This is a genomic window from Streptomyces sp. NPDC043427, from assembly GCF_056436655.1.
In genome coordinates, this window is the sequence record NZ_JBWKCC010000039.1 from 90637 (window position 1) to 96799 (window position 6163).

Below are 6163 nucleotides of genomic sequence, written 5' to 3' on the forward strand. Positions count from 1 at the left end.
GGCGATGACCACCGAGCGCAGGAGCAGTGAGATGCCCGAAAAAGTGAACCCAGAAGATCTGCGGCGGGTGATCGAGGACCAGCTCAAGCTGTCCCGCCGGCTCAAGGAGCGCCTCGCCGCGGCCGAGGCCCGCGCGCACGCCCCCGTCGCCGTGGTCGGCATGGCGATGCGGCTGCCCGGCGGGGTCGACAGCCCGCGCGCCTACCGCGACTTCCTCTACGCCGACGACCCCGACTTCCGAGCCCTGTCCCCCCTCCCCGAGGACCGTCCGTCGCTGCGGGCCGTCTACCACCCCGAGCGCGGCACCGCCGGTCACTCCTACGTCGACCGGGCCGGGTTCCTGGACGACATCGCCTCCTTCGACGCCTCCTTCTTCGGCATCTCGCAGCGCGAGGCCGAGATCATGGACCCCCAGCAGCGGCTGCTGCTCGAGGTGTCCTGGGAGGCGCTGGAGCGGGCCGGTATCGCGGCGCGCCGCCAGGACCGGCTGCCGGTGGGTGTGTTCATCGGCGTGATGGCGTCCGAGTACGGGCAGCGGTTCGTCAGCGACGGCGACTACAGCCGTATCGACCCGTACCACAGCACCGGCAGCGGCCACTGCTTCCTGGCGGGCCGGGTGTCGTACGCGCTGGGCCTGTCGGGTCCGGCACTGGGCGTCGACACCGCCTGCTCGTCCTCCCTGGTGGCGATCCACCAGGCGGTGCGGGCGCTGCGCGGCGGCGAGTGCCGGTACGCGCTGGCCGGTGGCGCCAACCTGATCCTCGGCTCGGACCTGATGGTGGCCCTGTGCCAGGGCGAGGCCCTCTCGCCCGGCGGCCGTTCGCGCACCTTCCTGGCGGACGCCGACGGGTACGGGCGCGGCGAGGGTGTCGGTGTGGTCGCGCTGATGCGGCTGGACGAGGCGGTCGCCCAGGGGCACCCGGTGCACGCCGTGATCCGCGGCACCGCCGTCAACCACGACGGCGCGTCGTCCGGCTTCACCGTGCCCAGCGGGCCCGCGCAGCAGGAGGTCATACGGGCCGCCCTCGCCGACGCCTGCACCGAGCCGTCCGCCGTCGGCTACGTCGAGGCGCACGGCACCGGCACCGCCCTCGGCGACCCCATCGAGGTGGGCGCGCTGGACGCGGTGATCGGCACCGGGGCGGGGCAGCAGCGGGCCGAGCCGGTCGCGCTCGGCAGTGTGAAGGCCCGTATCGGGCACCTGGAGGCGGCGGCCGGTATCGCCGGGCTGATGAAGCTGGTCGTCGTCCTGGGCGAGGAGTCCGTGCCGGCGGCGGTGCAGCGGGGCGACGGGCGGCTCAACTCCCTCATCCCGTGGGACCAGATCGCCATCGACGTACCGCGCAGAGCGACCCCGTGGCCCGCGCCGGCAAAGGCGCGGGTGGCCGGGATCAGCGCCTTCGGCCTGTCCGGCACCAACGCGCATGTCGTCCTCGCGGGTCCGGCCGGGGAGACCGGGGAGCGGGCGGCGCCCGAGGCGGGCCACCCGGAGCTGCTGACGCTGTCCGCGAAGGACCCGCAGGCGCTCGTCGAGCTGACCGAGCGGGTGCGCACCGCGCTGGCCGGTCTGGACACGGCCGGGGTCGCCGCACTCGCGCACACCCTGCGGGCCGGGCGGGTCCACTTCGGGCACCGGCTCGCCGTGGTCGGCACCGACGCCCGGGAACTGGCGGCGGCCCTCGGCACCCAGCGGCGCGGCACCGGCGCCCCGGCCGTCGACCGCGTCACGCTGAGCGCGTCCGGCTCCGACGCGGTACTGGAACGCGCCCTCGCCGTCCTCGCCCGCCGCTTCCCGCGGCTGGCCGCCGCCGCGCAGGGCTCGGCCGCTCCGGCGGGCCGCCTCGGCGGGGTGCTGGCCGCGCTGGGTGTACGGATCTCGGCGGCCCCGGCCGGGGAGACGGGCACCGGCCCGGCGGCGTACCTGAAGGCCGCCGGTGAGACCCTGCCGCTGGTCACCGACGACCCGGAAGCCACCCCCAGGTTGCTGGCCGCGGCGCTCGCCGCGCTCTACCACGGCGGCGCCGACCTGCGCCTGGCCCAACTGGCCGCACCCGGCGCCCGGTTCACGGAAGCCCCGACCTACCCCTTCCAGCGCAAGCGGTTCTGGGCCGACGAGCCCGAGCCGGGCAGCCGGGCCGCCGCCGAGATCCCGCTCCCGGCCGTTCAGGCGCAGCAGGCGCCCCGCGACCCGGCGGAGATCAGCTCCTACCTCGCCACCGAACTCGCCGCCGTCCTCAAGGCCGACGGTCTGCTGCCGCCCACGACCCCGTTCTGCGAGGTCGGCGGCGACTCCTTCACCGCGATGCTGCTCACCAAGAGCGTCGAGCAGCGCTACGGGGTGGAACTGCCCACGCTCGACTGCCCGGTGGAGATGCCGGTCGGTGACCTCCTCGCGTACCTGGGCGACCAGGTGTCCGCCGCCATGGGATGGGAGAAATGAACAGCCACACCCGGACCTTCCACCGTCCGCGCCCCGTCGACTCGCCCGCGCTGCGCCTGATCGGCTTCCACCACGCGGGCGGCTCGGCGGCGGTGTACCACCCGTTCGCCCGGCACCTGCCCCACGACTGGGACCTGCTGCTGCTCGACCTGCCCGGACGCGGCCGCCGCGCCGGGCAGGCGCCCCTCGACGACATGACCGAGGTCGTCGCCACCGCCGTCGCCGACGTCCTGCCCTGGGCCGGCGACACCCCGCTGGCCCTGTTCGGGCACAGCATGGGCGCGATCGTGGCGCTGGAGACGGCCCGCTCCCTGGAGGGCCTGGGCTGTGCCCCGCTGTGGACGGGAGTGTCGGGGCGCGTCGCCCCGCACTTCCGGCGTCCCGACGTCACCCCGCTCAGCGAACGCGACGACTGCGCGCTGCTGAAGGTCCTCTTCGAGCTGGGCGGGATGCCGGAACGGGCCGCGGAGGCCCCCGACTTCCTGGACCGGTTCCTGCGCACCGTGCGCGCCGACCTGACCGCCGTCGACAACTACCGCCCGGACCCGGGCCGTTCCCCGCTGACCTCGCCGCTGACCGTGTTCGGCGGCACCCAGGACCCCTGGGCGCCGCCGTCGGCGATGCACCTGTGGCGGCGCGAGACCACCGCCCGCTTCGCCCAGAAGTTCTTCCCCGGCGGCCACTTCTACTTCCTGAACGACCTCTTCCCGGCCCTCACCCACCAGCTGGTCCGGCAGATCGACAGCTGCCGCCACGACACCGCGCCCCAGGTGGCGTAGAAACAGGAGCACACCATGCGTTGGGACAACGTCTACGTCGCCGGTCTCGGGGCCTACCTGCCCGAGACGGTGGAGACGGCCGACCAGGCCGTGGCAGCCGGCCGCTACGACGCCGAGGAGGCCAAGGCCAACGGCATCCGCGCGGTGCGGGTGGCGAGCGCCGACGAGCCGGGCCCGGTGATGGCCGCGGCCGCCGGCAAGCAGGCCGTCGAACGGGCCGGACTGCCCGCCGACCGCTACGGCATGGTGCTGCACGCCTGCGTCGGCCACCAGGGACAGGACTTCTGGACGCCCGTCAACTACGTGCAGAACGAGGCGGTCGGCGGCAGCGGACTGACCATCGAGGTCCGCCAGGGCTCCAACGGCGGCCTCGCCGGCGTCGAACTCGCCGCCTCCCACCTCGCCGCCCGCCAGGACCCGCAGGCCGCCCTGGTCACCACCGGCGACGCCTTCCGGCTGCCGTACTTCGACCGCTGGGGCACCGACAGCCAGCAGGTCTACGGCGACGGCGCGGGCGCGATCGTCCTGTCCAACCGGGGCGGCTTCGCCCGGCTGCGCTCCACCGCGAGCTACTCCGACTCCTCCCTGGAGCCCATCTACCGCGGCACGGAGGGCTGGACCGACGGCCCGTTCCTCGACGGCAAGCCGGTCGACCTGCGCACCCGCAAGACGGACTACCTCCTGAAGGAGGAGGGCGCCTACGACCGGGTCATCCAGCAGATGACGAAGCACGCCTCCGGAGTGCTCCAGGAGGCGCTCGACGACGCCGACGCGAAGCTGTCGGACGCCCGGTTCTTCGTCCACGCGAACATCGCCGAGACGATCGCGGAGTTCTCCTTCTACTCCCTGCTCGGCGTCGACCGCGCCACCACCGTCTACGACTGGGGCCAGGACCTCGGCCACATGGGCGCCGGCGACCAGCTCATCGGCATCAACCACGTCGTCGAAGCCCGCGAGCCCAGGCCCGGCGACCTGCTGGTCACCATGGGCGTGGGCGTGGGCTTCATGTGGACGGTGGCGGTCCTGGAGTTCCTCGACACACCGAAGTGGTGAGTCCCGCGCATCGGCGTCACTGGTTCCACAGGAACCGCAGCGCCGCGTTGACCAGGTAGACGCCGACGAACGTCGCCGCCCAGCCCTGCCTCCCAGAGGCGGCCAGGGCGGCGGCGCCGGCGCCGAACCACAGCGCCTCCAGGACGACCCGGCCGCCCCCGTGCACCGCGTAGGGCGCACGGGGCGCGCCGAACATCGCCCACACCGCGATCATCGCCACCGGCGCGCCGACGCCGAGGAGCACCTTCACCGGCCACTTGTCACTGGCGGTGAACCCCCACAGGGCGACCGCCGCGTACACGGCGAGTTCCAGCAGGAACATCACCAGCAGGTTGAGGGCCTTGAGGGACGAGAGCATGACGGACTCCTTGCGCGTCGGCATGGGGGGTGTGCGTGGGGGAGGTCGAGCTGAGGGCGTTTCAGACGGTGAGGTCGCTGCGGGCCGTGAACCGGTCCAGTTGCGGGTCGGAGACGAGGATCGCCCGCTGGAGCTCCTGCAGTCGCGGTGACGGCGTCACCCCGAGCTCCTCGACGAGGCACTCGCGCAGCGCGGTGAAGGCCTCCAGGGCCCGCCACTGCTGTCCGGAGCGGTAGAGCGCGACCATGTACTGGGCGCACAGGCTCTCGTGCATCGGGTGCCGGGCGGTCAGCACCGCCAGCTCACTGAGCAGCGCGTGGTGCCGGCCCAGCGCCAGATCGGCGTCGACCCGGGACTCCACGGCCATCAGCCGGCTCTCCTCCAGCCGGGTGACCTCCACGCTCAGCCTCATGCCGGTGTACACGTCGACCAGGGCCCGGCCGCGCCACACCGCCAGCGCCGACCTCAGCAGCCGTGACGCGGTCTCCCGGTCCCCGAGGTCCAGCGCGCGCCGGCCGGCCGCCGTCATCCGCTCGAAGGCGTGGACGTCGACCTCCTCGGGCGTGATGTCCAGCAGATAGCCGCCGTACCGCGTGGTGAGCACGTCCTTCGCGGTGCGCGGCCCGTCCTCCGGCAGCGCGGCGGCCAGTCTCTTGCGCAGCTGCAGGATGTACGTCTGCAGCGTCGTCTGTGCGCTGCGGGGCGGTTCCGTGCCCCACAACTCCTCCATCAGCGTGGAGACGGGAACCACCTGACCGGCCTGAAGGGCCAGCAGTGCCAGGACCTGACGCGGCTTTCCCGCGGTCGGCAGCAGCGCCACCCCGTTCTCCGTCGCCTCGAAGGACCCCAGGATCTTGACGTCCATGTCGGACTCCTCCCCCATTCGTCACTGGGTCGCTTGATGTCCTCCATGGTTCGCCCCAGCGGGGCTCCGGCGGCAGTGCACCGATCATCAACCGCCCATGAATTGCCACCGCCCCGAAGCATGAAAAACGCATGCGCCCCGGGGACGCCCCGACGTGCGCGTCCGGTGCGCGCCCGCGCACGGCACGCCGGGCGCCCGGCGTGCCCCCGGCACGGCACGACAGGGCGGCGCCCGACCGGTGACGGCCGTCCGGCCACGGCCGTCACATCGGCGCGCCCGGGCCCGGCAGCCACAGGGGCGGCTTCGGCATGACCGCCGCTTCGGAGTGGCCGCCGCAGCCGTACGCCACCTCCCGCCCGCGGCGCCCACCGGCGGGCTCGCCGGGCGCCGGGCGAGCAGTCCCGAGCCCCGCCAGCACCCGACCGCCACCACCCGCCACCACCCGGCAGCACCACCCGCCACCACCCGGCAGCACCATCCGCCGACACTCGGCCGGCACCCGACCGGCACGACCCCCAGCACCCGACCGGCACCACCCGCCAGCACCCGACCGGCACGACCCCCAGCACCTGACCGCCACCACCCGCCACCACCCGGCAGCACCACCCGCCACCACCCGGCAGCACCATCCGCCGACACTCGGCCGGCACCCGACCGGCACGACCCCC

The 6163-nt window shown here is 74.0% G+C and carries 5 protein-coding genes and 1 pseudogene; 3 read left to right on the top strand and 3 right to left on the bottom strand.

Translation table 11 applies throughout. The annotated features are described in order from the left end of the window. Window positions 1-31: 31 nt before the first annotated feature. Genes AC067M_RS40755 through AC067M_RS40765 form a run of 3 tightly spaced genes read left to right on the top strand, consistent with a single transcriptional unit; the run spans window position 32 to window position 4272 of the window. Window positions 32-2440 (top strand): beta-ketoacyl synthase N-terminal-like domain-containing protein, encoded by a 2409-nt coding sequence (locus AC067M_RS40755; RefSeq protein WP_478702056.1) that lies wholly within the window; start codon window positions 32-34, stop codon window positions 2438-2440. After that, a complete protein-coding gene (locus AC067M_RS40760; RefSeq protein ID WP_478702057.1) occupies window positions 2437-3219 on the top strand; it encodes a thioesterase II family protein in 783 nt (260 codons plus the stop codon). Before AC067M_RS40755 ends, AC067M_RS40760 begins: the two co-directional genes overlap by 4 nt. A 15-nt stretch (window positions 3220-3234) precedes the next feature. Then, window positions 3235-4272, top strand: coding sequence for a ketoacyl-ACP synthase III family protein (locus tag AC067M_RS40765; RefSeq protein WP_478702058.1), 1038 nt, complete (start codon window positions 3235-3237; stop codon window positions 4270-4272). 16 nt (window positions 4273-4288) lie between these two features. On the opposite strand, the gene AC067M_RS40770 is transcribed toward AC067M_RS40765, so the two are convergent. From AC067M_RS40770 to AC067M_RS40780, 3 genes and pseudogenes are all read right to left on the bottom strand, one after another. Further along, entirely contained in the window at window positions 4289-4630 is a 342-nt protein-coding gene (locus tag AC067M_RS40770; RefSeq protein ID WP_478702059.1) for a YrdB family protein, read from the bottom strand. Window positions 4631-4691: 61 nt separating this feature from the next. Beyond that, entirely contained in the window at window positions 4692-5495 is an 804-nt protein-coding gene (locus AC067M_RS40775; RefSeq protein WP_478702060.1) for an AfsR/SARP family transcriptional regulator, read from the bottom strand. Between the two features lie 283 nt (window positions 5496-5778). Next, window positions 5779-5871: pseudogene (locus tag AC067M_RS40780) on the bottom strand (DUF3027 domain-containing protein); the annotation flags it as partial. Between the last annotated feature and the right edge of the window lie 292 nt (window positions 5872-6163).

Coding starts and splice junctions, on each gene's coding strand:
- AC067M_RS40755 (WP_478702056.1), top strand. CDS start 32: ATGCCCGAAAAAGTGAACCCAGAAGATCTGCGGCGGGTGATCGAGGAC.
- AC067M_RS40770 (WP_478702059.1), bottom strand. CDS start 4,630: ATGCTCTCGTCCCTCAAGGCCCTCAACCTGCTGGTGATGTTCCTGCTG.
- AC067M_RS40760 (WP_478702057.1), top strand. CDS start 2,437: ATGAACAGCCACACCCGGACCTTCCACCGTCCGCGCCCCGTCGACTCG.
- AC067M_RS40765 (WP_478702058.1), top strand. CDS start 3,235: ATGCGTTGGGACAACGTCTACGTCGCCGGTCTCGGGGCCTACCTGCCC.
- AC067M_RS40775 (WP_478702060.1), bottom strand. CDS start 5,495: ATGGACGTCAAGATCCTGGGGTCCTTCGAGGCGACGGAGAACGGGGTG.